General features: G+C 68.0%; 24 protein-coding genes. 15 read left to right on the forward strand and 9 right to left on the reverse strand.

The features are described 5' to 3' along the window. The first annotated feature begins 180 nt into the window (after positions 1–180). The 5 genes from rpsB to MYF83_RS13270 all read left to right on the forward strand — a co-directional run bounded on the left by rpsB (position 181) and on the right by MYF83_RS13270 (position 4726). The gene (rpsB, locus tag MYF83_RS13250) at positions 181–1134 is read left to right on the forward strand and encodes a 30S ribosomal protein S2 (protein WP_248960579.1); all 954 of its coding nucleotides are present in this window, start codon (positions 181–183) and stop codon (positions 1132–1134) included. A 115-nt stretch (positions 1135–1249) separates the two neighbouring features. Further along, complete coding sequence (gene tsf / locus MYF83_RS13255; RefSeq protein WP_248960580.1) at positions 1250–2083, forward strand: translation elongation factor Ts; 834 nt, start codon at positions 1250–1252, stop codon at positions 2081–2083. A gap of 129 nt (positions 2084–2212) precedes the next feature. Continuing rightward, entirely contained in the window at positions 2213–2911 is a 699-nt protein-coding gene (gene pyrH, locus MYF83_RS13260) for a UMP kinase (RefSeq protein ID WP_248960581.1), read from the forward strand. Between the two features lie 9 nt (positions 2912–2920). Next, positions 2921–3478, forward strand: coding sequence for a ribosome recycling factor (frr, locus tag MYF83_RS13265; RefSeq protein ID WP_248960582.1), 558 nt, complete (start codon positions 2921–2923; stop codon positions 3476–3478). A gap of 165 nt (positions 3479–3643) precedes the next feature. Further along, positions 3644–4726, forward strand: a complete 1083-nt coding sequence (locus MYF83_RS13270; RefSeq protein ID WP_248960583.1) for a phosphatidate cytidylyltransferase — start codon at positions 3644–3646, stop codon at positions 4724–4726. A gap of 104 nt (positions 4727–4830) precedes the next feature. Here the strand turns inward: MYF83_RS13270 and MYF83_RS13275 are convergent, their stop codons facing one another. After that, positions 4831–5862, reverse strand: a complete 1032-nt coding sequence (locus MYF83_RS13275; protein ID WP_248960584.1) for a suppressor of fused domain protein — start codon at positions 5860–5862, stop codon at positions 4831–4833. Positions 5863–5970: 108 nt separating this feature from the next. Between MYF83_RS13275 and rlmN the strand changes: the two genes are divergently transcribed. Then, positions 5971–7074, forward strand: coding sequence for a dual-specificity RNA methyltransferase RlmN (rlmN, locus tag MYF83_RS13280; protein ID WP_248960585.1), 1104 nt, complete (start codon positions 5971–5973; stop codon positions 7072–7074). A gap of 4 nt (positions 7075–7078) precedes the next feature. Here rlmN and MYF83_RS13285 read toward each other — a convergent pair whose 3' ends face one another. After that, on the reverse strand, positions 7079–7333 hold the full coding sequence (locus MYF83_RS13285) for a hypothetical protein (RefSeq protein WP_248960586.1): 255 nt from the start codon (positions 7331–7333) through the stop codon (positions 7079–7081). A 295-nt stretch (positions 7334–7628) separates the two neighbouring features. Between MYF83_RS13285 and rnhA the strand changes: the two genes are divergently transcribed. Both rnhA and MYF83_RS13295 read left to right on the forward strand, forming a co-directional pair. Further along, a complete protein-coding gene (gene rnhA, locus MYF83_RS13290) occupies positions 7629–8105 on the forward strand; it encodes a ribonuclease HI (protein ID WP_248960624.1) in 477 nt (158 codons plus the stop codon). Positions 8106–8736: 631 nt separating this feature from the next. Then, positions 8737–9123 carry a hypothetical protein gene (locus MYF83_RS13295; RefSeq protein WP_248960587.1) on the forward strand — a complete coding sequence of 129 codons (387 nt, stop codon included), beginning with the start codon at positions 8737–8739 and terminating at the stop codon, positions 9121–9123. 3 nt (positions 9124–9126) lie between these two features. Here the strand turns inward: MYF83_RS13295 and MYF83_RS13300 are convergent, their stop codons facing one another. The 5 genes from MYF83_RS13300 to MYF83_RS13320 all read right to left on the reverse strand — a co-directional run bounded on the left by MYF83_RS13300 (position 9127) and on the right by MYF83_RS13320 (position 14082). Beyond that, positions 9127–9420: a hypothetical protein gene (locus MYF83_RS13300; protein ID WP_248960588.1), complete on the reverse strand. Its 294-nt coding sequence runs from the start codon at positions 9418–9420 to the stop codon at positions 9127–9129. Between the two features lie 2 nt (positions 9421–9422). Further along, entirely contained in the window at positions 9423–11159 is a 1737-nt protein-coding gene (locus MYF83_RS13305) for a hypothetical protein (RefSeq protein WP_248960589.1), read from the reverse strand. A gap of 356 nt (positions 11160–11515) precedes the next feature. Further along, positions 11516–12325, reverse strand: coding sequence for a methyltransferase domain-containing protein (locus MYF83_RS13310; protein ID WP_248960590.1), 810 nt, complete (start codon positions 12323–12325; stop codon positions 11516–11518). Between the two features lie 184 nt (positions 12326–12509). After that, positions 12510–13193 carry a hypothetical protein gene (locus MYF83_RS13315; RefSeq protein WP_248960591.1) on the reverse strand — a complete coding sequence of 228 codons (684 nt, stop codon included), beginning with the start codon at positions 13191–13193 and terminating at the stop codon, positions 12510–12512. A gap of 22 nt (positions 13194–13215) precedes the next feature. Then, on the reverse strand, positions 13216–14082 hold the full coding sequence (locus tag MYF83_RS13320) for an ABC transporter ATP-binding protein (protein WP_248960592.1): 867 nt from the start codon (positions 14080–14082) through the stop codon (positions 13216–13218). A gap of 112 nt (positions 14083–14194) precedes the next feature. On the opposite strand from MYF83_RS13320, the gene MYF83_RS13325 reads away from it, so the two are divergent. Beyond that, positions 14195–15418, forward strand: a complete 1224-nt coding sequence (locus tag MYF83_RS13325) for a DivIVA domain-containing protein (protein ID WP_248960593.1) — start codon at positions 14195–14197, stop codon at positions 15416–15418. Positions 15419–16047: 629 nt separating this feature from the next. On the opposite strand, the gene MYF83_RS13330 is transcribed toward MYF83_RS13325, so the two are convergent. Then, positions 16048–16557, reverse strand: a complete 510-nt coding sequence (locus MYF83_RS13330; RefSeq protein WP_308201439.1) for an Lrp/AsnC family transcriptional regulator — start codon at positions 16555–16557, stop codon at positions 16048–16050. A 214-nt stretch (positions 16558–16771) separates the two neighbouring features. On the opposite strand from MYF83_RS13330, the gene MYF83_RS13335 reads away from it, so the two are divergent. The 6 genes from MYF83_RS13335 (at position 16772) to MYF83_RS13360 (ending at position 23887) form a co-directional block, all read left to right on the forward strand. Beyond that, entirely contained in the window at positions 16772–18205 is a 1434-nt protein-coding gene (locus MYF83_RS13335) for a gamma-aminobutyraldehyde dehydrogenase (protein ID WP_248960594.1), read from the forward strand. Between the two features lie 60 nt (positions 18206–18265). Then, on the forward strand, positions 18266–19414 hold the full coding sequence (locus MYF83_RS13340) for an ABC transporter ATP-binding protein (protein WP_248960595.1): 1149 nt from the start codon (positions 18266–18268) through the stop codon (positions 19412–19414). A gap of 8 nt (positions 19415–19422) precedes the next feature. Next, positions 19423–20685: an ABC transporter substrate-binding protein gene (locus MYF83_RS13345; RefSeq protein WP_248960596.1), complete on the forward strand. Its 1263-nt coding sequence runs from the start codon at positions 19423–19425 to the stop codon at positions 20683–20685. 4 nt (positions 20686–20689) lie between these two features. After that, positions 20690–21544 carry an ABC transporter permease gene (locus tag MYF83_RS13350; RefSeq protein ID WP_248960597.1) on the forward strand — a complete coding sequence of 285 codons (855 nt, stop codon included), beginning with the start codon at positions 20690–20692 and terminating at the stop codon, positions 21542–21544. After that, positions 21541–22407, forward strand: coding sequence for an ABC transporter permease (locus tag MYF83_RS13355; protein ID WP_248960598.1), 867 nt, complete (start codon positions 21541–21543; stop codon positions 22405–22407). Before MYF83_RS13350 ends, MYF83_RS13355 begins: the two co-directional genes overlap by 4 nt. A gap of 85 nt (positions 22408–22492) precedes the next feature. Next, the gene (locus MYF83_RS13360; protein WP_248960599.1) at positions 22493–23887 is read left to right on the forward strand and encodes an NAD(P)/FAD-dependent oxidoreductase; all 1395 of its coding nucleotides are present in this window, start codon (positions 22493–22495) and stop codon (positions 23885–23887) included. 177 nt (positions 23888–24064) lie between these two features. Here the strand turns inward: MYF83_RS13360 and MYF83_RS13365 are convergent, their stop codons facing one another. After that, entirely contained in the window at positions 24065–26548 is a 2484-nt protein-coding gene (locus MYF83_RS13365) for an N-acetylmuramoyl-L-alanine amidase (protein ID WP_248960600.1), read from the reverse strand. Positions 26549–26689 lie beyond the last annotated feature (141 nt).

The raw sequence follows: 26689 nt of genomic DNA on the forward strand, positions 1-26689 counted from the left end.
GGGTACACTTTTGGTGGCTCGTCAAGCGGGCCGACTTCGCACGCCCACAGGCGATTCGTCCTCTCGGTCCGGATCTCGATCCGGATGGGACGACTCAGGGCGTCAGGGCGGAGGCCGCAGGCTTCCGCATACAACCGAGAAACGCGCCTTCGCGGCGCTCTACCCAGGAGGACCATACTCATGGCCCCCGTCGTCACCATGCGGCAGATGCTCGAGAGCGGTGTCCACTTCGGGCACCAGACCCGGCGCTGGAACCCGAAGATGAAGCGCTTCATCCTCACGGAGCGCAACGGCATCTACATCATCGACCTGCAGAAGTCGCTGGCCTTCATCGACCGCGCCTACGACTTCATCAAGGAGACGGTCGCCCACGGCGGCACCATCCTGTTCATCGGCACCAAGAAGCAGGCCCAGGAGGCCATCGCCGAGCAGGCCGCGCGGGTCGGCATGCCCTACGTCAACCAGCGCTGGCTGGGCGGCATGCTCACCAACTTCTCCACCGTGCACAAGAGGCTTCAGCGTCTGAAGGAGCTCGAGGAGCTCGACTTCGACAACGTGGCAGGCTCCGGGCTCACCAAGAAGGAGCTCCTGATGCGCCGCCGCGAGAAGGACAAGCTCGAGCGCACCCTCGGCGGCATCCGCGACATGGCCCGCGTCCCGAGCGCGGTGTGGATCGTGGACACCAAGAAGGAGCACATCGGGATCAGCGAGGCCCGCAAGCTGAACATCCCGGTCGTCGCGATCCTCGACACCAACTGTGACCCCGACGAGGTCGACTACCCGATCCCGGGCAACGACGACGCGATCCGCGCCGTCAGCCTGCTCACCCGCGTGATCGCCGACGCCGTCGCCGACGGTCTGATGGCCCGCGCCGGTGCGACCCGCGGCGACGAGAAGCCGTCGGCCGCCGTCGCCGAGCCGCTGGCCGAGTGGGAGCGCGAGCTGCTCGCCCGCTCGGACGAGGAAGCCGCTCCGGAAGCCGCCGCCGAGGAAGCCCCCGCCGCTGCCGAGGCTCCCGCTGCCGAGGCCCCCGAGGCCGAGGTCGCTGCCGCCGAGGCTTCCGCGCAGGAGGACGCCGAGGCCGCCCCGGCCGTTCCCGCCGCCGAGGCCGAGGGCACCGAGCAGCAGGGCTGAGGCTCCGTCAGGCCGTACGGACACTGGCCGTACGGCAAGCAAGGCTCTTCACGGGTGGGTGTGCCTAAACGGGGCGCACCCACCCGATCCACGACGACTCGACGAGGAAAAGACAATGGCTTCCGTGAACATGGCCGACGTCAAGCGGCTTCGTGAGCTGACCGCGGCCGGCATGATGGACTGCAAGAAGGCGCTCGAGGAGTCCGAGGGCGACTTCGACAAGGCCATCGACATCCTGCGCGTCAAGGGCGCCAAGGACGTCGGCAAGCGCGAGGCGCGCACCGCGTCCAACGGCCTGATCGCCGTCAAGCACGAGGGCGAGTCCCTCGCCGCCCTGCTCGAGCTCAACTGCGAGACCGACTTCGTCGCCAAGGGCGAGCGCTTCCAGGAGCTGGCCGCCCGCGTCGTCGAGCACATCCTCGCCTCCCGGCCGAGCGACGTGCCGAGCCTGCTGGAGTCCGAGCTCGACGGCAAGACCGTCAAGGAGCACCTCGACGAGGCCAACGCGGCGCTCGGCGAGAAGATCGAGGTCCGTCGTTTCACCGTGCTCGAGGGCGGCTACGTCGCCTCCTACATGCACAAGACCGACCCGCAGCTCCCGCCGACCGTGGGCGTCCTGGTGCAGCTCGACACCCCCAACGCCGAGATCGCGAAGGACATCGCGCAGCACACCGCCGCGATGGCCCCCAAGTACCTCAGCCCCAACTCCGTCCCGGCCGACGTGGTCGAGAAGGAGCGCACGGTCTTCGAGCAGATGACCCGCGAGGAGGGCAAGCCGGAGGCCGCCATCGGCAAGATCGTCGACGGCCGCATCAACGGCTACTACAAGGACTTCACGCTCCTCGAGCAGGCCTTCGTGAAGGACAACAAGAAGACCATCAGCAAGCTCGCCGCCGAGGCCGGCGTGAAGGTCCTGGCCTTCGCCCGCTACAAGGTCGGTCAGGCATAGGCTTAGCCCCGAGAGGGATCTGACCAGCTCGTCATCATCACCGAGGAGGCCGCCGTCGTGCAGGAGAACCATCAATCCGCTGCGCCGGCGGCTTCGTCGTTCGACTGGCCGCTCCGGTGGAAGCGCGTCATGTTGAAGTTGTCCGGCGAGGCGTTCGCGGGCGCCGAGCCGCTGGGCATCGACCCTGTGGTGGTCGCCAAGCTCGCCGACTCGGTCGCCGAGGCCGTACGCGAGGGTGTGCAGGTCGCGGTGGTCGTCGGCGGCGGGAACATGTTCCGCGGCGCCGCGCTGTCCGAGCGCGGCATGGACCGCGCCCGCGCCGACTACATGGGCATGCTGGGAACGGTCATCAACTGCCTCGCCTTGCAGGACTTCCTGGAGAAGCGCGGCGTCGAGACGCGGGTGCAGACCGCCATCACGATGCAGCAGGTCGCCGAGCCGTTCCTGCCCAGGCGTGCGATCCGTCACCTCGAAAAGGGGCGCGTGGTCATCTTCGGCGCCGGGCTGGGCTCGCCGTTCTTCTCCACCGACACCTGCGCCGCGCAGCGTGCTCTGGAGGTCGGTGCGGAGGCCGTGCTGAAGGGCACTCAGGTCGACGGGGTCTACGACTCCGACCCGCGCAAGAACCCCGATGCCGTCCGCTTCGACCAGCTCGACTACAGCGAGGTGCTCACGCGGGGGCTCGGAGTCATGGACGCCACCGCGATCAGCCTCTGCATGGACAACGGCCTGCCCATCGTGGTCTTCGATCTGATGGGCGAGGGCAACATCCTGCGGGCGGTCCGCGGTGAGAAGATCGGCACGCTGGTGAGTCCGGCAGGGAAATAGGGAGCCGCTGTGATCGACGAAACCCTCTTCGAGGCCGAGGAGAAGATGGACAAGGCGGTCGTGGTCGCCAAGGAGGACTTCGCGGCGATCCGCACCGGCAGAGTCAGCCCCTCGATGTTCAACAAGATCAATGTCGACTACTACGGGTCGCCGACCCCGGTGCAGCAGCTGGCCTCGTTTCACGTTCCCGAGGCCCGCATGGTCATCATCCAGCCCTATGACAAGGGCTCGATGACCGCCATCGAGAAGGCGATCCGCGACAGCGACCTCGGGGTCAACCCCGGCAACGACGGCGCTGTGATCCGGGTGGTGTTCCCCGAGCTGTCGGAGGAGCGCCGCAGGGACTACATCAAGGTCGCGAGGAACAAGGCCGAGAGCAGCAAGGTCTCGGTGCGCAACATCCGCCGCCACGCCAAGGAGACCCTCGACAAGATGGTCAAGGACGGCGAGGCCGGCGAGGACGAGGTGCGCCGTGCCGAGAAGGAGCTCGACGACCTCACCCAGAAGCACGTCGCCAAGATCGACGAGCTGCTGAAGCACAAGGAAACCGAGCTGCTCGAAGTCTGAGCGCGGTAGCAGTTCACAGGTCAGGTTGGGGCGCTTCCACTCCGGTGTTGACCGCGGGTGGAGCGCCCTCGCCGCGTTCGGGCCCACCGCGCCCCCTCCCCGCCGCTCGGCGGTGCTGGCAGAGTGGGTCGCCGAGCGTGGTCGGCGTACGAGAGTGGGATCACTGTGGAAGGTACGGCGGCGGACGGTACCGGGCCGGCCGGGGGCCATCGGTCCGAGGAGCGTCCGCCTGAGCGTCCCGAAGCCCCGCCGGGGAGCACCACCGCCCATACCGAGGACACCGGAACGGGCTCCGCGAACGCCGGGGCCGCCTCCGGTGATCCCGGAGCGAACGCCGGCGCCGGCAAGGGGAACGACGGCGATCCTCCGGCTGATCCCGCAGGCGAGAACGGCGAGGCCGCTGAGATCGGCGGCGAGGCCGCGCAGGCCGGCAAGCCGGGCGGCATCCGTACCGGCCGCAACCTTCCCGCCGCGATCGCCGTCGGCGTCGCCCTCGGGGCGGTCGTCCTGGGCTCCCTCTACTTCGTGAAGGTGCTCTTCCTGATCGTGCTCCTTGGAGCCGTCGGCATCGGCGTCGTGGAGATGATCGCGGCGTTCGCCGTCCGGGCCATCCGGGTGCCGACGGCGCCGGTGCTGACGGGCTTCGTCGTGATGGTCGCCGGAGCGTACTGGGGCGGGCCGATCTGGCTGCTCGGCGCCTTCACGCTGACCGTGCTCGTCCTGCTCAGCGGGCGGATGTTCAAAGGTCCGGACGGGTACGTCCGTGACGCCGCCGCCAGCGTCCTGGTCTCCGTGTATCCCGCGCTGATCGCCGGGTTCGTCCCGTTGATGCTGGCCAAGCCCAATGGTGCGGACCGCGTGGTCATCTTCATCGCCGTCACGGTCTGCAGCGACATCGGCGGATACTTCGCGGGCATCCTCTTCGGCAAGCACAAGATGTCGATCATCAGCCCGAAGAAGACCTGGGAGGGTTTCGCCGGTTCCGTACTGGCCTGCGTCCTGTGCGGTGCGCTGCTGGTCCGGTTCCTCCTCGACGGCCAGTACTGGCAGGGCGCGGTGCTGGGTGTCGTGGTGGCCGTGTGCGCCACGCTCGGCGACCTCGTCGAATCGGTGATCAAGCGCGATCTCGGCATCAAGGACATGGGCAACCTCCTGCCGGGCCACGGCGGCCTGATGGACCGCCTGGACTCGCTGCTCGCCACGCTGGTCCCCGTCTGGCTCCTCCTGGCGATCTTCGTCCCCCTCTGACCGGCGGCCGGCGTCCGCCCGCCGTGGTGATCGGCTATGCCGCCGAAGCGGTCAAGGCCACACGTTCCAGGCATTCTCATCGCGGCGCTGCCAGGGTGCCTGTCTCAGGGGATGCGCCCGGACAGCGACAGCGCCTGGTGGCCGTGGTCGGCGACCAGCTGGAGCTCCTGCTCGGTGACCGGGACCAGCCAGAGCCACCGGACCTCGTCCCCGCTGAACCCGAAGCCGGACAGGTCGGGCAGGCCCGGCACCGCGTCGAGCAGTAGCACCCCCTGGTAGGCGGGGCCAAGCGGGAACGACGCGGCCTCGCGGTACCAGCGGGCGGTGTGGCCGTGCCCGAGCCAGGTGACCGAGTGCCATGGGTAGCGGGCCAGCCACAGGAACAACTGCGCCGCCTCCGTCGCCTCTCCACGGGTGGCGACGGCCAGCTCGATACGGGCGTAGGTGTCGGGCCGCTCGATGTACTGCTCGACGGTGGGCATGCGCTGGCAGCTCATCCCCACGGTGGACAGCATCGTGTACCCGTCCCGCGGCCGTTCGGTGATGCCCACGGTCGGCAGCCGGTCGCCGCCGATGTCCCAGTAGCGGGCGGCCGGACCGGCCCTGGCGTCCAGATGGCTCATCACGAACTGCTGGAAGGACGGCCAGGCTCCCTCGCCGTCACGCCATTCCCAGTACGAACGCGCCTTCGCGATGCGCGGCGCGAGCCCTTCGAGGGCCTCCCCGAGCGGCCAGGCGTACGGGGACTCGCCGACGGCGTCCCTCGCGTAGCCGGGCATCCCCCGTTCGAGATCCGACCAGCCGGGAATGACGGCCAGGAGCTCGCCGTTGCGATACAGGGCGGCGCCGTCGCCTTCCTCGAACCACAGCACCTCAAGCTCGGCCGCCGTAAGAGGCGCCGTGCCCTCGGGGACGCGCGTGTTGCCGAGAGGCATGACGGGGGTCTGCCCGGATTCGATCCGGACCAGGTCGACGGAGGAAGGCGCCGGACCATGGTTGGCGAGCCACACGGCCCCGTGGATCCCGCCTTCGGCGTCGCGAAGGTAGGCTACCGATGACAACCCGTCGTATTCGACGGTCACCACGCGACTACCGTAGGGGCTGGTGTCGGTGAGTACGACATCGGTGGTGCCCAACGCATATCCGCCTTTCCGGTGAACGTCTCCCCGTTCGGCCGAGGATCGCAATAGATCACACGGAATGGCTGTCCAGTACAGCTTCCGGCAAACCGTTAAGAGAAGGACATGTCCGCCGAGCTAACCTTTGTCGCCCCCCGACGGGCGAAACCGTCACGCCATCTGGCCGACCTGTCCATGGCGGAGCGCCGCACAGCTGTCGCGGAGCTGGGCGAGAAGCCCTTCCGCGCCGACCAGCTCTCCCGGCACTACTTCGAGCGGCTGACCACCGATCCCTCGCACATGACCGACCTGCCCGCGGCGTCGCGCGACCAGCTCGTCACGCGGTTGATGCCCAACCTGCTCACCTCGGTCCGCGAGATCACCTGCGACGGCGGCACGACCCGCAAGACGCTGTGGCGGCTCTTCGACGGCGCGCTGGTCGAGTCGGTGCTGATGCGCTACCCCGACCGCGTGACCATGTGCGTGTCCTCTCAGGCCGGATGCGGCATGAACTGCCCGTTCTGCGCGACCGGGCAGGCCGGTCTGACCCGGAACATGTCGACGGCCGAGATCGTCGAGCAGGTCGTCGCCGGCGCCCGCGCCCTGGCCCGCGACGAGGTCCCCGGCGGCCCCGGCCGGGTCAGCAACATCGTCTTCATGGGCATGGGCGAGCCGCTGGCCAACTACAAGGCCGTGATCGGCGCCGTGCGCCGCATCGTCGACCCCGCGCCCGAGGGCCTCGGCATCTCCGCCAGAGGCGTCACGGTCTCCACCGTCGGCCTGGTCCCGTCGATCAACAAACTCGCGGCGGAAGGGCTGCCGGTGACGCTGGCCGTCTCCCTGCACGCCCCCGACGACGAACTGCGCGACACCCTCGTCCCGATCAACACCCGTTGGAAGGTCGGCGAGGTCCTGGACGCCGCCTGGAACTACGCGGCCGTCACCAAGCGCCGCGTGTCGATCGAGTACGCCCTGATCAAGGACATCAACGACCATGAGTGGCGGGCCGACCTGCTGGGCCGCCTGCTCAAGGGCAAACTGGTCCATGTCAACCTGATCCCGCTCAACCCGACCCCTGGCTCCAAATGGACGGCCTCCCGTCCCGAGGACGAACGAGCCTTCGTCCGCCGCCTGGAGTCGCACGGGGTGGCCGTCACGGTCCGCGACACCCGCGGCCGCGAAATCGACGGCGCCTGCGGCCAACTGGCCGCCGCCACCCCAGAGGCATAGAGGGTTACATATAACGGATCGCGTTCGCCATCAACGCGAGCAGCAGCAGCGTTCCCGCACCGATCATGATCATGCGCCAGAACGCCGCCCACGCCGCTGATTTGGCGCCGGGAATCTTTCCGGTGGCCTCCGCGGCGGCCTTCACCGCCTTGCCCCAACCCGACCACGTGTCGACCGAACGCTGGAAATTCCGTCCAACGATGAACAGGATCGTCGCGATCAGAATGACGATCAGGATGCGACCGTCCGAACTGTCCATGTAGCCCTCCTGCCGAGGGAAAGCGGGGTCAGGTTCCCCGAACTTATTCCAACCTTCGGGAACGCGCGAGGGGAAAGGCGTTCATGGGTGCCGGCTTGCCTGCGAAGGAAATGTGGATATTTGCCGATATATTCCGCAATATCAGAATAAAAAGCATCCGGCTTGCGGGCGGGGAGCCGCCGACAATCCGGCTTCCACGCCGGCGGTCGCGCGCGCATGGGCACGCGTCATGAGTGCGGCGGGCGGCGGGAGTGGTATGACTGATGCCGACCGCGAGACCGATGGGCAGGAGCGCATGCCGGCTGTGCAGGACCAGGAGAAGGCGGCCGGGCAGGCCGTGGACATCTACACCGACGGTGCGTGCAGCGGCAATCCGGGGCCCGGCGGCTGGGGCGCCGTGCTGCGGTACGGCCGGACGGAGAAGGAGATCTACGGCGGCGAGGCCGGGACGACCAACAACCGGATGGAGCTGATGGCCGCCATCATGGCGCTGGAGAGCCTCACCCGTCCGGTGACCGTACGCCTGCACACCGACAGCCAGTACGTCCGCAACGGCATCACCCAGTGGCTGCGCGGCTGGAAGCGTAACGGCTGGAAGACCGCAGGCAAGCAGCCGGTCAAGAACATGGACCTCTGGCAACGGCTGGACGCGGCGACCGCCAGACACACCGTGGAATGGCTCTGGGTCAAGGGCCACTCCGGACATCCCGAGAACGAACGCGCCGACGCCCTGGCCAGACGCGGCGTGGACAAGGTGCGCAGCGGCGAGTAGCTAGTACTCCCACGGCCATCGCGGCATCCCTCCGAAACGTGACCGCGGGCGTCCAAGAGAACAGGTCAACACATGCTCTGCGAGAGTAATTGAAGCGATACCCTCTGCAGTCAACGGCACCCGATCACGCCCGGCGGAGTGAGGGCCGGTGAACGGAGGAGCGCACGTCATGAGCGATGAGGGGCACCGCGTTCTGCTCGGGGCGCGACGGCGTGGTGATGTCCCACAGGCGAAGGGGCTGGCTCTCCTACGACCAGATCGCCGAGGTGCTGGCCAGGCCTAAGCCTGCTTCGTGAAGTCTGCTGTGGCGGCAGCGCGATCGGACCCGCCTCGTCAGGTCCCTTCTTTCAGATCGCAATATCACACAAGGACAGTGGGCAATGTTGCAATGCCGGCTAATGGCTCTTCGCTGCACGCGCTTATCCGAAACAGTACCGACGACGATCTCCGGGCTGGCTTCGCTCAGGTGAAGGCTTCGCCGCGACACTGGTCACTTTTTGGTCGCATGCCTCCCCCGCAGGGCCAACTGATCAGTAGAGTCGGGAGAGTGCGACGTGTCGCGAGGTGCGCTCTCCTCTTCTTGCTGGCCGCTGGGTGCAGCAAAGGCCCCACTCTCGACGACGCCACCAGAATGATGGTCGAGGATGGCGCTACGCTCGCGGCGTCTCAATATATGGAAAATAAAAGAGTCATTGATGAAGGCGGCAAGGGGGGCGATGATCCCGTCGGCTGCCCAGACCACACCTCCCGGCGCACGTATCAGGTAACTGGTGACTTCGGCAAAGTCGATGGGGTTACATCGACTGAACAGGCCGATCTCGCAGGTCCCCCATTGAGGGTCACACTCCGTGGGATGGGTTATGAGCCTGATGACAGCGCCAGTTCGGTGAACCAATCTGGCCGTAGTATCGGTGTGCTCCGAAAGAAGGTACCTGGTATCACCTTCACGGTGATCGTGCAATCCTCCTTGCCGAACATCGAGATCATCGGTAAGACCGACTGTCTTCCCGCGAACTGATGCCTAGATCGTCGTGGTCGCCTGTTCAGCCTGTTGCCGCAGTTGTAGGGCCATACGTCGTAAGTTTCTAGACGCCAGATAGCACTGCTCGATGAGCCGGTCCACATCTGACCGATGCCGACCGGTATCCTGCTCGAAGCGCTGTGCTGCTGGACCAGTCCAGACCGGACCACTCTCCACGGAACCAGTTTTGATGTGGTCGAAGTACGTGATCAGGTCCTTGGCGTAGTTGTCGAATCGTGCTGCGAGCAGTTCCTTCTCTTGGGCCTGACGCTGCAGTTCACCCCCATTCGCCATGGTCAGCCTCCCCGTTTCTTGAAAGCGTCGAGCACCACCGGCAGCAGCAATCCTCTGAATGTGTTCTCTAGATAAAGCATGTCTCCGTCGCTCAATGGAGGCAGACCGTGCTGTCGCCGAGAGGCTGTAAGAGCGTCTATCTGGGAGCCAAGCAGGGTGTTCGTCAGATCGGAGGCCTCCTCCGGTGGCGCTCCGTCCCAGAGTTGGCTGAAGATGTCCTGTCCGGGGTTCTTCACTATGAAGTCGGCTGCCTTGCCGATCGCGGTCTCTGCGATGAGACCGCCGCCCACTCCACCGCTGAACGCCCCGACGGCCATGTCCACAGGGAAGAACATGAGCTGGATCTGCACGTCACGGGCCTCCTCCGCGCTGAGGTCGGCTTCGTGTAGCCCGCCGATAAGGAGCGATGCCATTCCTGCAGCCTGAGACGATTTAGCGTAGAACGCGTTGCGTTGCAACTGTCTTGCAGCCTCGGTCGTAGCGTTGCCGAAGGGATGATCCTTGCCCAGGTCCAAGTTGTCGATGAAGGTTCGGTAATCCTCTTTGAGGACCGATAGTGCCGCTGGATCACGAAGGATGCTGCCGAAGAAGGCCACGATCTCGTTTGACTTGATAGCTCTCCATGTGTCGTTAGGAGTGGCCAGTCTTTCGTCGAGGTTCGCTGTGGTCCAGATGCCGGCGAGTTCGGGGAAGTACTGGTGGATGTGTCTGGCCAGGACTTGGCCGACGGGGGAAGGGACGGGGAGTCCGGTTGTCTCGGAGATGGAAGGGGCGAGGGAGGGCCAGGCGGAGTGGTTGCTGAAGAGTTTAATGGTGTTGATCCAGGCGGCTCGGCGGAGGTTGTCGTCGCCGGCGTTGGGGGCGAGGGCTTTGTCCAGGACGTCGGCCAGTAGCTTCTCGAAGCCGGGGGTGCCGGTGCTCTTGACGACCTCGGGACGTAGGAGAAGCTGCACGTTGTCACCGGTGGCGAGGAACTCCTGGGCGGCTCCGAGGTCCTGGGACAGCGCCTTGGCCAGCCAGTGCGTGTTCCAGTCGGGGTCGGGCGTTTTGTGGCCGCTCGACTCGGCGAGTTTGGTGCCGGCGTCCACGACGAAGCGGCGCGACTGGGGAGTGAGGGCGAGCAAGGCGGCGAGGTCGTCCATCGGGCTATGGTCGAGCAGTCGCGCGCGCAGATCGGCGGGAAGCTTGCCGGTCGAGTCGGCGGAGGCGAAGGCGTCCGCGAGGGGGCCCAGGTCGTTTCTCACCCTGGCGAGGTCGGCGGGGCTGTAGCCGGAGCGGCTGTTCTGGTACTTCTGGCGCTCTACGCGGAGGATCTCAGCGAATGTGGCGGCACCCATCTGGGTGAGCAGCCCCGCCGCGTACGCGACGTCAGATGTCTTTCCCTGCCGCTCACCCAACACCGACTGGAGCCTGCGCCAGTTCATCGAGCTGGGGTCGGACTGGTAGGCGGTCCAGGCCGCTTTGACTGCGTCGCCCGCGACGGCTCCGGCGGCGTGTGCTGACTCGGCGCTGGGGAATGCGAACTCGGCGCCTTTGACCCCGCGTCGAGCGGTGGCGTTCTCTGTTCGTTCGATGGTCTGTACGCGCCAGGTGAGATCGTGCTGGGCGGTCAGGAGGAACTGCCGGCATCGGTCCAGCACTTCGGCGCCCGGACCGGCCGGCCAGTCGGTTCCGGCTTCGGTAATGGACGCCGACAGATATGGCCTCAATGTCGCGGCCCGCTGAGCGGTTTCCCGCATAGCGGCAATCAGAATCCGCGCACCATGCGGATTTATGCCGACAAATTCCCCCATTTTGTCTGGTCCCCTCGCGGGTAGAGATTCCAGAGCAGAAGCCATTGCATCGTAACGGGCGAGGTAGGGCGAGAGACACCTTCGCAAAAGGCCGTACAGCACGGCAAAGCCGTACCAGGCAGGGGCCTCTGCTCGCGTTCCCGCGAAAGTTCGCAGAGCAGAGGCGCCGAGAGAACAATGGCGGAGAAGCGCGGACTCCTCAATCCCTCTTGCCGGCGGATGGATCACCTATGGTGCGCCGGCTCTGAGCTGGGATGTCGCATATCATGACTGCCCTTGTTCCCCGCCGATGCGGACCTCGTTCAGGCGCGGCAGATGATCTCGCCGTGCAGGACGCTGAACCAGCCGTCGTCGGCCGTGCCCCATTCGCGCCAGCCGTCGGCGATGCGCTCGAGATCGGCCCGCGTGGCGAAGCCGTAGGCGATCGCCTGGTCGGCGATGGTGGAGCCGGTGACGCGGTCGGCCCAAAGGCCGCTCCACCAGGCGCGGTCGTCGGGCGTGGCGAAGCACCACACCGAGGCGGTGGCGGTGACGTCGGTGAACCCGGCGCTGCGTGCCCAGGACAGCAGGCGGCGCCCTGCGTCCGGCTCCCCGCCGTTGGCGCGCGCCAGCCGGTGGTACAGCTCCAGCCACTCGGCGAGCGCGGGCACTTCGGGGTACCAGGTGAACGTGGCGTAGTCGGTGTCGCGGGCGGCGACCACCCCGCCGGGCTTGCAGGCCGCACGCATCGCGGCGAGCGCGCCCACCGGGTCGGCGACGTGCTGCAGCATCTGGTGGGCGTGCACTACGTCGAAGGATCGCTCGGGATAGGCCAGGTCGTAGACGTCGCCGACCTCGCAGGTGACGTTCGCCAGGCTCTGCGCCGCCACCGTCTCCTTGGCCTGCGCCACGATGCCCTCGGCGGTGTCGATGGCGGTGACCGGTCCCGGGGCGACCAGCGCGGCCAGGTCGGCGGTGATCGTGCCCGGGCCGCAGCCCACGTCGAGCAGCGACATCCCGGAGCGGAGGTGGGGCAGGAGGTAGGCGGCTGAGTTGGCCGCCGTCCGCCAGGCGTGCGAACGGATGACCGACTCGTGGTGACCGTGGGTGTAGACGGCGCGTGATACCGGCATGTCGTTTCAGGCTCCTCGCTCGGGTCGATGTGCCGACCTTAATGGATAGTCCATATCCCGAGAAGATTGGTCTTACATTATGAGACGGCCTTCAGGTGTGGTGATCGCGACATCCGGTGACGACGGATCTTCCTGCGGTGAAGCCCGGGGGGAGACCGCCCGGTGAAGCCGAGCCGTCAGAGCACTACGCGCGGGTGCGGCGGAGGCGGACGTAGGCGAACAGGCCCAGAGCGCACCAGAACAGGGTGATGGCGGCCAGGCTCGGTAGTGATCTGCTCAGGAAGGACGCCTGGCCCGCGGCGCGCATCCAACTGATGATGGGGACGGTCAGCAAGGTGAGCGGGACGAGGCTGACCAGCAGCATGGCCACATAGCCGCCCAGCAGGACCAGGGCCGAGGTCGCCGGATCGGGCAGGATCGGACGGCTGGTCAGGGCGCCGAGGGCGGTGCCGGTGAGCAGCGAGAGCACGTGCAGCGCGAGGCCTCCGACCACGACGCCCGGGCCGGGCGTCGCCCTGAAGCCGATGGCAAGGGGCACGGCGAGGGCGAGCACGGCCAGTCCTGCGTTGACGGCGATCGAGGCGAGAATGCCGCCCGCGACCTCGCGGCCAGGTCGCCCGGCCGCGGTGACGGACAGAAGCCGCTGCACGTCCGGCTCGGTGTCGAGCAGGCCCCGGGCCGCCCAGCCGAAGACGGGGACCAGCAGCGCCGCGGAGTCGGCGTACGAGGACAGCTCCTGTCCCGCGGCCACCCGGACCGAGTATAGAACGATCATGATGGCCAGGAGTCCGACGAACGGATGGATCACGCGGTGAGACCGTATGTACGCGGCGATCTTGAACCTGGTGAGGAACATCGTCGGCTTCATCGCGTCGCTCCCGCCCCGGAGGTCATGAGGTCTCTCCTTGAGCCACGGGTTGATAGTCCGCGGTGGCGGCCCGTCGTTCGGCGTGGACCGCGGCCTCGTAGCCCTCTGCCCGCGGTTCGATGCTGAGCGGGGCCTCGTGGGCGGCGGCCCGCTGTTCGGCGCGGATGGTGGCCTCGTAGCCCTCTGCCTGCAGCTTTCGCGCGATCGCCTCGGCATCGCTCGCGTCCACCACGATCTCGATGACCGCCGTGGAGGGGGCGTCGATGGGCGTGGACCCGCCCGCGAGCGGGTCGAAGTGGCGGACCGTGCCGTTCTCGACCTTCAGGGGGAGGACGCCCGGATGCCCGGCGAGGCCGTTCTGGTGGTCGCTCACGACCACGATGCCACCCGACGCGGAGACCTCCTCGATGACGCGGGGAAGCTCGGCGCGGGCCTGCGCGTCCAGGCCGGAGAACGGCTCGTCGAGGATCAGCAGGCCGGGCGGGATGAGCAGCGCCTGCGCGAGACCGACCTTGTGCGCGCTCCCCTTGGACAGGTCGCCGAGCGGCACGTCCAGGAGCGCGGTCATGCCGAGGCGCTCCACCCAGGGATCGATCGCGGCGGACCCGACCCCGCGAACGGCCGCCATGTGAGAGAGGTACGCGGTCACCGTGAACGGCTGCTCGACCGGGAAGATCTCGGGCGCGTACCCGACGATCGGGGGACGGCCGGAGATCCGCCCCCTGCTCGGGGGCGTGGTGCCCGCGAGCAGCCTCAGCAGCGTGGACTTGCCCGCGCCGTTGCGTCCCGTGACCTCGGCGACCGTGCCCGCCGGCAGGTCGAGGTCCACGTCATGCAGGACCCAGGGGGCGCGGCGGGTGTAACGGAAGGAGAGGTTCGCGAGCCGCATAGGTTCGGAAGCTTACCGGCCGGTCGCTAACTTCCTGGATTTCCCCATGTCATCCCCTCAGAATGGTAAAGAAGGGAAGCAAATGCGGGGGTGTGAACCGGGAGGCTACGGCGTGAACCGCTTTCCACGCGTGCTGGGCGTGCGGACCGGCTACGAGCCTGACCAGGTCGACGCGCTGATCCAGCGGATCGAGGCGACCCTTGGCCGGGGAGTGCTCGAAGGCGATCCTGTGACCGCCGACGAGATCCGCACGTCCCGGTTCAACACGAAGCTCGGCGGCTACAACGAACTGGCCGTCGACTACGCGCTCGATGCTTTCGTGATCGCCGTCGAGATCCACGCCCAGCAGACCTCGGAGCCGCCGAGACGCGACCACCAGGTCTTCGAGCCGCCGAGGCGTGATCAGCAGGCTTTCGAGCCGCCGAAAGCCGATCACCAGGTCTTCGAGCCACCCAGAGCCGATCAGCAGGTCTTCGAGCCGCCGAGAGCGTCGTCTGTCGTGGAGCCTCCCGGTATGCCACCGGTTCCGGAATCCCGTGGGACGGCGTCCGTCATGGAGGCCCCGGGAGCATCGGTCTTCCAGCCTTCCGAAACGCCAGCCGCGTCGGAGTTCGCCAGAGGACCGTCCGTCTTCGAGCCTTCCGGCACGCCGTCGGTAGCGGAGCCGCCCAAGAGGGCGTCCGGTTTCGAGCCGTCAGTGGAGGGGGCCGTTCCGGCCTCTCCGGAGGCGGCACCTGCCGTCGAGTCTCTGGAGGCGGCACCTGCCGTCGAGCCTCCGAAGGAGGTGTCGCTGTTCGAGCCGGTGCAGCCGGCGTCTGCCTTCTTCACTCCGCAGGCCGCGCCGGTCGCGGAGGCACCTCAGGACACGGCGGAACCGCCGGAGGAAGAGGAAGAGGAGGAGGACGACGCGCCGACGCTGCCAGGGATGGTCAAGGTGACGCAGGCCGCCGCCCCGGCATCGCGAGAGCCCGAGCACGAGGGGGATCCGCAGGAGGACGCGGGTGATCAGCAGCCCGTGACCGTGACCAGGGCCCTGACGACGGCCTGGCTGGAGGAGCAGGCGGCGCGGGTCGAGCGGGTGCTGTTCCGTCCGGGCCGGCTCGGAGCGGGGTACAACGAGGACGAAGTCGATATCTTCCTCGACCGGGTCGTGGCGACGCTGCGCGGTACCACCGACCATCCGCTGACCGCCGATCAGGTGAGAACGGCGCAGTTCTCGACCGTGGTCTTCAAGTCGGGCTACGCCGTCACCCAGGTCGACGCCTTCCTCGCGGAGATCGCCGAGGTCCTCGAACGTCGAGACGCCCTCATCGGCGAACAGGAACAGCCCGTCTAGCAGCGTTCTCTCCGACGCTGACCGGTTGCCCGCCGTCGGGGGCGCCGGTTTCTCCGTACCGCGTCTCGCCGTTGCGGCGCCGAGTGTGTGCAACGACACCGGGGCGAGGTGGGGGTGGGGAAGCGGTCGGAGGTGAGGAGGGTCGTGGTCGCGCCCGGGCGGGGTAGGTGGGGTTCGCCGGCCGGTTGGGGGTTCGCCGGCCGGTTGTTCGTCGTAGGGGGCGCCGGTTTCGCTGTGCTGCGTCTCGCCGTTGCGGCGCCGAGTGTGTGCAACGACACCGGGGCGAGGTGGGGGTGGGGAAGCGGTCGGAGGTGAGGAGGGTCGTGGTCGCGCCCGGGCGGGGTAGGTGGGGTTTGCCGGCCGGTTGGGGGTTGCCCGGCCGGTTGTTCGTCGTAGGGGGCGCCGGTTTCGCTGTGCTGCGTCTCGCCGTGGCGGCGCCCAGTCTGCGAAACGACGGGAGGCGGAGAGGTGGGGAAGCGGGCGGAGGCGAGGAAGGCAAGGGGAGACGGAGGAGGGGGCAGGAGCGGTGCCGAGCGGGGCGGTGCCGAGCGGGGCGGTGCCGAGCGGGGCGGTGCCGAGCGGGGCGGGGCGGGGGAGGAGAGAGGTTAGAGGAGGGTGCTGGGTGGGGGTTAGCGGGTGCCCCAGGAGTAGGTTTGTTTGCGGAGTTTGAGGTAGACGAAGGTCTCGGTGGCGCGGACGGTGGGGATGGCGCGGATCTTGCCGAGGATCTCCAGCAGGTGGGTGTCGCCCTCGCAGACGACCTCGACCATGATGTCGAGTGACCCCGCGGTGAGGACGACGTAGTCGATCTCGTCGATGGAGGCCAGCTTGTCGGCGACCGTCTCCAGGTCGCCTTCGCATTTGATGCCGATCATCGCCTGGCGGGGGAAGCCGAGAGTGAGCGGGTCGGTGACGGCGACGATCTGCATGACGCCGCCGTCGAGCAGGCGCTGGACGCGCTGGCGTACCGCGGCCTCCGACAGTCCGACGGCCTTTCCGATGGCGGCGTAGGGTTTGCGCCCGTCCGCCTGCAGTTCCTCGATGATCCGCTTGGAGATCTCGTCCAGCATCACGGCACCCGGTTTGGCGTCGTGGTTGTTGTGGTTGTTGTCCCGTCGCGCCTTGGGCGGCGTCGTCATCTCCGCGTCCTCTCTGGTACCCCGTTGGCTACCGCGAGGTGGTTACGGGGCCGTGCCCGCGATGTTGCGGTCCTGGTGCGACATGTTGTCAGTTCGTCGTGCTCTGTCAAGCGAATTCGTAGCAATTTGATATATTCGCGACGAAATCCCTTGTCGTAGCCCCTGGCCTCTGTCAGAGTCGCGACAACTCAGCCACCTCACGAGGAGGTCAACGTTGACCACCCGTCTGCAGAACTTCATCAATGGTGAGCTCGCGGACGCCAAGAGCGGCCAGTTCTCCGACGTGATCGATCCGAGCACCGGGCAGGTCTACCTCCAGGCGCCGATCTCCGGCCAGGAGGACGTCGACGCAGCCTACGCCGCGGCCCTGGCCGCGTTCGAGTCGTGGGGGCAGATGACGCCGGGTGACCGCGCCGGCCATCTGCTGAAGATCGCTGACGCCATCGAGGCGCGGGCAGAGGAGCTCGTCGAGGCGGAGTGCCTCAACACGGGCAAGCCCCGCGCGCGCATGGCCGAGGACGAGATCCCGCCCTCGGCCGACCACTTCCGCTTCTTCGCGGGCGCGGCGCGCACCCTGGAGGGACCGACCTCAGGGGAGTTCCTCGCCGACCACACCTCGGTGATCCGGCACGAGCCGATCGGCGTCGTTGGCCAGGTCACTCCGTGGAACTACCCGCTGATGATGGCCATCTGGAAGATCGCCCCGGCGCTGGCCGCCGGGAACACGGTGGTGCTCAAGCCGTCCGACACGACCCCGGTCTCCACGGTGAAGCTGGCCGAGATCATCGGCGAGATCCTTCCGGCGGGCGTCTTCAACGTCGTCGTCGGCGATCGGGAGACCGGTGCCAAGGTCGTGAGCCACCCGTCGGCGTCCATGGTCGCGATCACCGGCTCGGTCGGCGCGGGCATGCAGGTCGCGAAGTCCGCGGCCGACGACGTCAAGCGGGTCCACCTGGAGCTGGGCGGCAAGGCTCCGGTCGTCGTGTTCGAGGACGTCAAGGACATCGGCGCGGTGGCCGAGGCGATCGCCGGGGCCGGGCTGTACAACGCCGGGCAGGACTGCACCGCGGCCTGCCGGGTGCTGGTCCACGAGAGCATCCACGAGCCGTTCCTGGCGGCGCTCACCGAGGCGGCCGCTGCGACCAAGACCGGCGGTCTGGACGTCGAGGACGCCTACTACGGCCCGCTCAACAACGCGAACCAGCTCGCCAAGGTCGAGGGCTTCCTCTCGCGGGTGCCCGGCCACGCGAAGGTCGTCATCGGCGGCAGGCGCGTCGGCGAGCAGGGTTACCTCTTCGAGCCGACGGTCGTCGACGGTCTCCGGCAGGACGACGAGATGATCCAGGACGAGGTGTTCGGGCCGGTCATGACGGTCCAGACCTTCTCCGACGAGGCGGACGCGCTCACCAAGGCCAACGATGTGAGGTACGGCCTGTCGGCGTCGGTGTGGACCTCCGACCACGGCCGGGCGATGCGCATGTCGCGGCGGCTCGACTTCGGCGTGGTGTGGGTGAACACCCACATCCCGTTCGTCTCGGAGATGCCGCATGGCGGGTTCAAGCACTCGGGTTACGGCAAGGACCTGTCGGTCTTCGGCCTGCACGACTACACCCGGGTGAAGCACGTCATGCACTACATCGGTGAGTGATACCGCGACATATGCACGACATCGGCACCCAGCTGATGACATAGATGAGGATAGCCTGGAATGACCGAAACCCAGGCGGGCAAGGAGGCGGCCCCGGCCGCCTCCGACATCTCCCCGGTGCCCGCCATCGAGCTCGACGGGGTCGTCAAGGAATACCAAGCGCACGGTGAGGTCGTACAGGCGGTCAAGGGGGTCAGCCTGTCGATCGCCGAAGGAGAGTTCTTCTCCATGCTGGGGCCCTCCGGCTGCGGCAAGACCACCACGATGCGCATGATCGCCGGCTTCGAGGACCCCACGCGGGGCACCGTACGGCTGCAAGGTCAGGACGTCACCGATGTCGCGCCGAACAAGCGCGACGTGAACATGGTCTTCCAGTCCTACGCCCTTTTCCCGCACATGAACGTGTGGGAGAACGTCGCGTTCGGCCTGCGGCGCAAGCGCGTACCCGAGCAGGAGATCAAGCGGCGGGTCGGCGAGATGCTGGAGATCGTCGACCTCACCGGCCGCGAGAAGCGGCGCCCGCGCGAGATGTCGGGTGGCCAGCAGCAGCGGGTCGCCCTGGCGCGGGCCCTGGTGAACAACCCGAGGGCGTTGCTGCTGGACGAGCCTCTCGGCGCGCTTGACCTCAAGCTCCGCCAGGCGATGCAGATCGAGCTGAAGCGGATCCAGCGCGAGGTCGGCATCACGTTCGTCTACGTGACCCACGACCAGAACGAGGCGCTCACCATGAGCGACCGCATCGCCGTCATGAACGACGGACTGGTCGAGCAGCTCGCCGGGCCGAGGGAGATCTACGAGCGTCCGGCGACGAAGTTCGTCGCAGGGTTCATCGGCACCTCCAACCTGCTGAGCGGGACGGCGGAGGAGGTCGGCGGCGGCACGGCCGTGATCCGGATGGGCGACGGCGACCGGGTGCTGGTGCCGGTCGGGGACGCCACCGTCCAAGGCGGCGCGGTCGAGGTGACCGTTCGGCCCGAGAAGATCAGGATCTCGCGCGAGGAGCCGGCCGTCGGGGTCAGCGCCGTACGCGGCACGGTGTCCGAGGTGGTCTACCTCGGTACCTACAACAGCTATGCCGTGAACCTCGCCGGGGGGACCGAGTTCACGGTCTTCGAGCAGAACGCCCACGACAGCAGCATCACGGCGGAGCGCGGTGACTCCGTCTGGCTGTCCTGGCAGCCGCACCACTCGTACGCGATAGGAAGTTGAACCACCTCATGACGACCCCTCCTCGTGATCTCGCGTTCCTGCGCGGCCTGACCCAGAGCCGCAGCCGCGGTGGCGCCCCCATCACCCGCCGCGACGCCCTGCGGGTGGGCGGCCTGTCCGCCGCCGCCCTCGCCCTCGCCGCCTGCGGCGTCCAGGGCAAGAAGGTCGCGCCCCCGGCGCCGAGCGCGGCCGCCGGCTACTGGGCCGACAAGACCAAGCACGGCACGCTGCGGTTCGCCAACTGGCCGCTCTACATCGACAAGGACGGCAAGCGGTACCCGACCCTGGAGAAGTTCACCAAGGACACCGGGATCCAGGTGACCTACCAGGAGCCCATCCAGGAGATGAGCACCTGGTTCGGCAAGATCCAGCCGCAGCTCGCCGCGGGGCAGGACATCGGTTACGACCTGATGGTCATGACCAACGGGTTCCAGCTCGGGAAGGCCATCGCGCTCGACTACCTGGCCCCGCTCGATCTCGCCAAGTTGCCGAACTTCACCGCCAACGCGGGTGACAAGTACAAGAACCCGTCGTACGACCCCGGCAACGTCTACACGGTTCCCTGGCAGTCGGGCCTGACGGGCATCGCCTACAACCCGAAGTACATCGACGGGGAGATCACCAGCATTCAGGATCTCTGGAACCCGAAGTACAAGGGCAAGGTGGGCATGCTGGCCGACACCCAGGAGGTCGCGAACTTCGGGCTGTTCCTGCTGGGCATCGACCCCGACAAGTCGGTCCAGGCCGACTGGGAGAAGGCCGCGCAGAAGCTCCAGGAGCAGCGCGACGCCGGAATTGTCCGGAAATACTACGAGAACGATTATGTGGATGCCCTGGTCCGCGGGGATATCTGGATCTGCATGGCCTGGTCCGGCGACATCTACCAGCAACTCGCCGAGGGGAAGAACCTCAAGTTCGTCGTCCCCCAGGAGGGCGCCACCATCTGGACCGACAACCTCTGCATCCCGAAGACCTCGCAGAACCCGGTCGACGCGCTGGCACTGATGGACTACATCTACCAGCCGGAGATCGCGGCCAAGATCGCGGAGTACGTCACCTACATCACCCCCGTGCCCGCCGTCCAGGACGTGATCAAGGCCGACGCGGCCAAGGCCACCGGCGAGGACAAGAAGGCGCTGGAGCTGGCGGCGAACAGCCCGCTGATCTTCCCCAGTGACTCCGACCTGGCGAAGCTGCGCACCTACAAGGTCCTGACGCCCGCCGAGGAGAAGGTCTTCGAGGGCATCTTCCAGCCGATCACCCAGGGCTAGGACCATGAGACGCAAGATCGCGCCCTACCTCCTCATCCTGCCCGGCGGATTGTGGTTGGTGATCTTCCTGGTGGTGCCGCTGGTCTTCATGGCGTCGGTCTCCACGCAGGAGGGCGACATCGTGAACGGCTTCGTCCAGACCTTCCGCCTCGCCAACTACACCGACGCGCTGGTCGAGTTCAAGACGCAGTTCCTGCGGTCGGTCGGCTACGGTCTGGCAGGCACGGTCCTGACGATCGCGCTGGCTTATCCGGTGGCCTACTGGATCGCGTTCAAGGCCGGCGCGCGCAAGTCGACGTACCTGCTGCTGGTCCTGCTCCCGTTCTTCGTGTCGTTCGTGCTCCGTACCGTGTCGTGGAAGTTCCTGCTGGCGGACGACGGCATCCTGCTGCAGCCGCTGAAGGGCCTGGGCCTGCTCCCGGCCGATTTCCACGTACTGCAGACCACGGCCGCGGTCATCGGCGGGCTGGCCTACAACTACCTGCCGTTCATGATCCTGCCGATCTACGTCGCGCTGGAGCGGGTCGACCCCCGGGTGGTGGAGGCGTCGTACGACCTGTACGCCAGCCGCCGCGACTCGTTCACCAAGATCGTGCTTCCGCTCTCGCTCCCCGGCGTGTTCGCGGGGGTCCTGATGACCTTCGTGCCGATGACCTCGGACTACGTCAACGCGTCGATCCTCGGTGGTCCGGCCAACACGATGATCGGCAACATCATCCAGACGGAGTACCTGGTGAACAACGACTATCCGGTGGGCGGGGCGCTGTCGTTCACGTTGATGGCGGCGATGCTCATCGGCATCTTCGTCTACGCCAAGGCGCTCGGCACCGAGAACGTTCTGGAGGCGGCGGCGCGATGAGCGGACCGATCAGCCCAGCGCTTCCCGCCCGGTCCGAGGGGGCCGCCGGCCTGGCGCCTTCCGCCGGCCCGCCGCGCCGTAGGCGCGTCCGGTGGGGCGACCGGCTGCTGTTCGGCTACACCTGGCTCGTACTGGTGTGGCTGTTCGCCCCGATCGCCGTCATGATCGCGTTCGGCTTCAACGACACCAAGAGCAAGTCCAACGTCAACTGGCAGGGCTTCACCCTCAAGTGGTGGGGACGGCTCGGGGACTACCCGGAACTCACCAACGCCGTGGTCAACTCGATCACCATCGCCCTGCTCGCCACCGTGATCACCACGGTGCTCGGCACGCTGATGGGCATCGCCCTCGGCCGGTACCGCTTCCGCGGCCAGGCCGTCACCAACCTGGTCATGTTCGCGGCGATCTCCTCACCGGAGCTCGTCATGGGCGCCTCGCTGCTGTCGCTGTTCGTCAGCCTCGGCGTGCAGACCGGGTACGTGACCATCATGCTCGCGCACGTGCTGTTCTCGGTGTCGTTCGTCGCGGTCACCGTACGGGCGCGCGTGGTCGGCCTGGACGGCTCGATCGAGGAGGCGGCCCGCGACCTCGGCGCCTCGACGTGGATCACGTTCTGGCGGGTCACCTTCCCGATGATCCTGCCGGGCGTCGTGTCCGGCGCCCTGCTCGCCTTCGCGCTGTCGATCGACGACTTCGTCATCACGCAGTTCACCAGCGGCGCGACCGTCACCTTCCCCCTGTGGATCTACGGCGCCGTCCGCATCGGAGTGCCTCCGCAGGTCAACATCCTGGGCACGTTGATCTTCGCGGTCGGTGTGGTGATCGCCGTGGTCAACACCTTCACCTCCCGGCGCCGTACCTGACCCGCGAGATGCCTCCCCGGTACGGGGGAGGGGGCTCTCCGGCCCAGAGACAGACAACGACGCAGTTCGTTAGGACGTGAAATTCGTGGATCCGCTGAAAGCACTGGCTGACGCGGAGCGTAGGCCGTACTGGTTGGACAGTCCGGACAAACCCGAGCCGCTGCGGCGGCTCTTCGAGGAGACGGCCGCCGGCCTGGCCGTGGTCGGCGGCGGGTTCTCCGGCCTGTGGACCGCCCTCATGGCCAAGGAGCGCGACCCCTCGCTCGACGTCGTCCTGCTCGAGGGCAGGCGCATCGGCTGGGCCGCCTCCGGCCGCAACGGCGGCTTCTGCGTCGCGAGCCTCACCCACGGGCTCGGCAACGGCCTCGCGCGCTGGCCGCAGGAGATCTCCACGCTCGTGCGCCTGGGCAAGGAGAACCTCGACGAGATCGAGCGGACGGTCGGCAGGTACGGCATCCGCTGCTCGTTCGAGCGCACCGGGGAGCTGAACGTGGCCACCGAGCCATGGCAGCTCGACGGCATGGCCGAGGAGGCCGGCATCGCCCGGGAACTCGGCATTGAGCACCGGCTCCTGGACCAGGAGCAGGTGCGCGCCGAGGTGAACTCGCCCACCTACGTCGGCGGGCAGTGGGACCGCGACGGCTGCGCGATGATCGACCCGGCGCGGCTGGCGTGGGGCCTGCGCGAGGCCTGCCTGTCGCTCGGGGTGCGGATCTACGAGCACAGCCCGGTCCGCTCGCTCAAGGACGACGGGTCGGCCATCGAGCTGATGACCCCGCACGGCAAGGTGCGCGCGGACAAGGTCGCCCTCGGGACGGGGGTGTTCCCGCCGCTGCTCGGACGGCTGAAGAACTTCCTGGTGCCGGTGTACGACTACGCGCTGATGACCGAGCCGCTCTCCCCGGCCCAGCTCGCGTCCGTCGGCTGGCGCAACCGGCAGGGCATCGGGGACGGGGCCAACCAGTTCCACTACTACCGGCTCACCGAGGACGGCCGCATCCTGTGGGGCGGGTACGACGCCGTGTACTACAACGGCGGCCGGGTCAAGCAGGAGTACGAGCAGCGCGACGCGACGTTCGCCAAGCTCGCCGCGCACTTCTACACGACGTTCCCGCAGCTCGCCGGCGTGCGCTTCACCCACCGCTGGGGCGGGGTGATCGACACCTGCAGCCGGTTCAGCGCGTTCTTCGGCAGGGCCCACCGGGGACGGCTGGCGTACGCCGTCGGGTACACCGGGCTCGGCGTCGGGGCGACGCGGTTCGGCGCGAACGTGATGCTCGACCTGCTCTCCGGGGAGCCGACCGAGCGCACGGAGCTGAGGATGGTCCGCGAGAAGCCCGTTCCCTTCCCGCCGGAGCCGATCAGGTCGGGCGTGATCCAGCTCACCCGCTGGTCGATCGCCCAGGCCGACGCCCACCAGGGCCGCCGCAACCTCTGGCTGCGCACCCTCGACCGGTTCGGGCTGGGCTTCGACTCCTGAGGTGAGGCCCGAGGCTCCCGGGCCCGTACGCGGGCCGGCGCCGGGGATCGCTCGGACGCACCTCGGGCGCCGCGACGCGATCGGACACACCTCGGGGGACGTTTCGGACCGTGGTCCGGCGCGTCCCCCGAGGATGCTCATGCGGTCATCCCGCGCTGGTCGTCACCGTGTCCTGCGTCACTCGGCGTCGTCCGCCGACGGCGGGGCGGGGGCCACCTCGGCGGTGGGCTGCGACGTCCCGCTCGCGTCGTCGTACGCCGTGGCCGACACCGTCACACGGACCGAGATCCGTGCCCCGAGGTCGTGCCCCTTGAGGTGGTAGGTCGTGCCGGTGGCACCGGGAACCGGGACACCGTCGCGCAGCCACTGGTAGGAAACCGACTCCGGCTCCGGCGCCCAGGTGCCGGGCGACGCCTTCAACCACCAGCCGACCTTCGCGATGCCGGTCACCGCCGGTGCCTCGACGGATGCGATCGTCCCCGGGGCGACCGGCGCGGTGGGCTCCGACGTCGCCGACGCGTCGGCGAAGTAGGGGTCGTCCACGGTGACCTTGACGGTCACGCTCTTGCCGAGGTCGGCGCGAACCGGCCGGTACGTCGTCCCGGTCGCGCCATCGACCGCCGCGCCGTCGACGTACCACTGGTAGTCGAAGCCGGCCGGCTGCCGCGACCACGTGCCGGGCGAGGCCGTGAGCTCCTCGCCGACCTTGGCCACGCTGCTGATGGCCGGGACCGCGGTGTTGGCGATCGCCAGCTTCTGTGAGGCGTGCATGTCCACTTCGGCCGCGCGGACGAACACCTGACGGTGGGCGTACCACAGTTGGTAGTACTTGTCCTGGCCGACGACGTCGGTGCGGTCACCGGGCGCGGACCCGTCGAAGCTGACGGCCCGGTAGTAGTCGGTGACCGGGGCGTCGTCGCTGACGGCGTAGGTCTGCCCGACCGGGATCTTGTACTCCAGCGCCGAGAGCGCCTGCACGGGGATGCCGGTGCCCGCGTACGCGGAGGCCTCGGGGTAGGCGCGGCCGTAGATGTTCGCCGGTGTCGTCGTGGACTTGACCGTGACCGTCTTGGCCGTGGTGCGCACGACCACCGGCGCGGTGGCCGGGTTGTGCAGCCAGGCCAGGGAGCCGGCCCACCACACGCCGAGCCAGTCGCCCTGCACCTGGGCGACGACGAGCTTCTGGCCGGAGGTGACACGCGCGCTGATGTCGCTGGCGTATGTCGTGCCGTTCACGCCGGTCGGCTTCCATCCCGGGTCCTTGGCCAGCGGCGCGCCGGCGGACGGCGACTGGTGGAGCGGGACGAAGTTGGTGCCGGCGCCCGGGACGCAGTCCGGCGAGTTCGGGGACGCGGCCGCGCACCCGGTGACGGTCTGCGGGTTGTCGCCGTAGCCGGTGCGCACCTCGACGACGTCACCCGCCGCCACGTCGGCCGTGGTCTGCTGCGTGCCGCCGATGGGGGCGCCGAGGAGCTCGAAGTAGTGCTCCCAGTCCCAGTACGGTCCCGGGTCCCAGTGCACGCTCTTGGTGTTGCCGAGGACGGTTCCGGGCACCTGGTCGTGGCCGATGATGTGGGCGCGGTCCAGCGGGATGCCGTACTTGGCGGAGAGGTGCTTCACGAGCTTGGCGGAGGTCTGGTACATCGACTCGGTGAACCAGGTGGCGGTGCCGGCGAAGCCCTCGTGCTCGATGCCGATCGAGTGCATGTTCACGTACCAGTTGCCGGCGTGCCAGCCCAGGTCCTTGGCCTCGAGGTGCTGGGCGATGTGCCCGTCGGAGGAGCGGATCGTGTAGTTCCACGCGAGGTAGGTGGGGTCCTGCGCGAGCCGCACCGACGGCCCGTAGTAGCCCTCGGTGTCGTGGATGACGATGTACTGGAGCTTCGGACCACCCGGCCCGGTCCGGTCGGCGATGTCGTGGTTGCCATAGTTGACGGTGTTGTTCGGCTCGGTGGGCTTGTCCTTGGCGTACGGCGCCGGGAGCGACTCGCAGCCGAGGTCCGCCGGGCAGTCGAGGCCCGGGGTGGCGGCGGTACTGTCGCTCGGCACCGCGACCGACGCGTCGGCGTCGAGCGTCACCCGCTCGCCTTCCTCGGTGACGCTGGTCTCGCCCTTCTTGAGCGTCTGGTACACCTGCTCGACGAAGTCCTTCTCGCCGCCGAAGCGGGCGACCGCGCCGCGCCAGCCGGCCAGGCCGGCGCCGCCGTCGTGGTAGGAGGCCAGCAGCGCGGCGCCGCCGCAGATGTTGGCGTTCGGGTCCTGCTTGAGGGTGTCCACCGAGAGGCCGGCCAGGGCGGCGGCCGTCTCGATCTGGCTCCTGGCCTCGGCCGTGCGGCCCTTGCCCGACCCGTCCCACGCCTCGGGTGTCTCGGCGCTCAGGCCGAACACGCCGTAGCCGCCGTCACCGCTGGGCCGGCCCTGGTGGTCGTCCCAGCGGGACTCCATGTAGGAGACGGCCTTCAGCAGGGATTCGGGGACGCCGGCGGCTTTTGCCGCCTCGGAGAACGCCGCGTCGCGGGTGGGCGCGGACAGCGTCGCCGCGCAGGACACGAGAGGACCGGATGCGCCGGCGGCGCCCGTCGCGAGGGCGGCGGGCGCGGCCGGCAGCAGGAACGCCACGGCCACGCCCACTGTGGCCGCGCTCCGTAGTGGAGATATCACCTGTGTGACTCCTTCTCGACTGCCTGAGGGGGGCTTCAGGCCGAGCAATCACATCGCCGGGAGGACACCTCATGACACGGCATGCAGTAAAGAAATGGTTAAGATCCGAAGTTAAGCATCAAAAGGGTCGCTCGGCGTGAT

Origin of the sequence: Sphaerisporangium perillae (genome assembly GCF_023276435.1) — a bacterium.
Taxonomy (GTDB): domain Bacteria; phylum Actinomycetota; class Actinomycetes; order Streptosporangiales; family Streptosporangiaceae; genus Sphaerisporangium; species Sphaerisporangium perillae.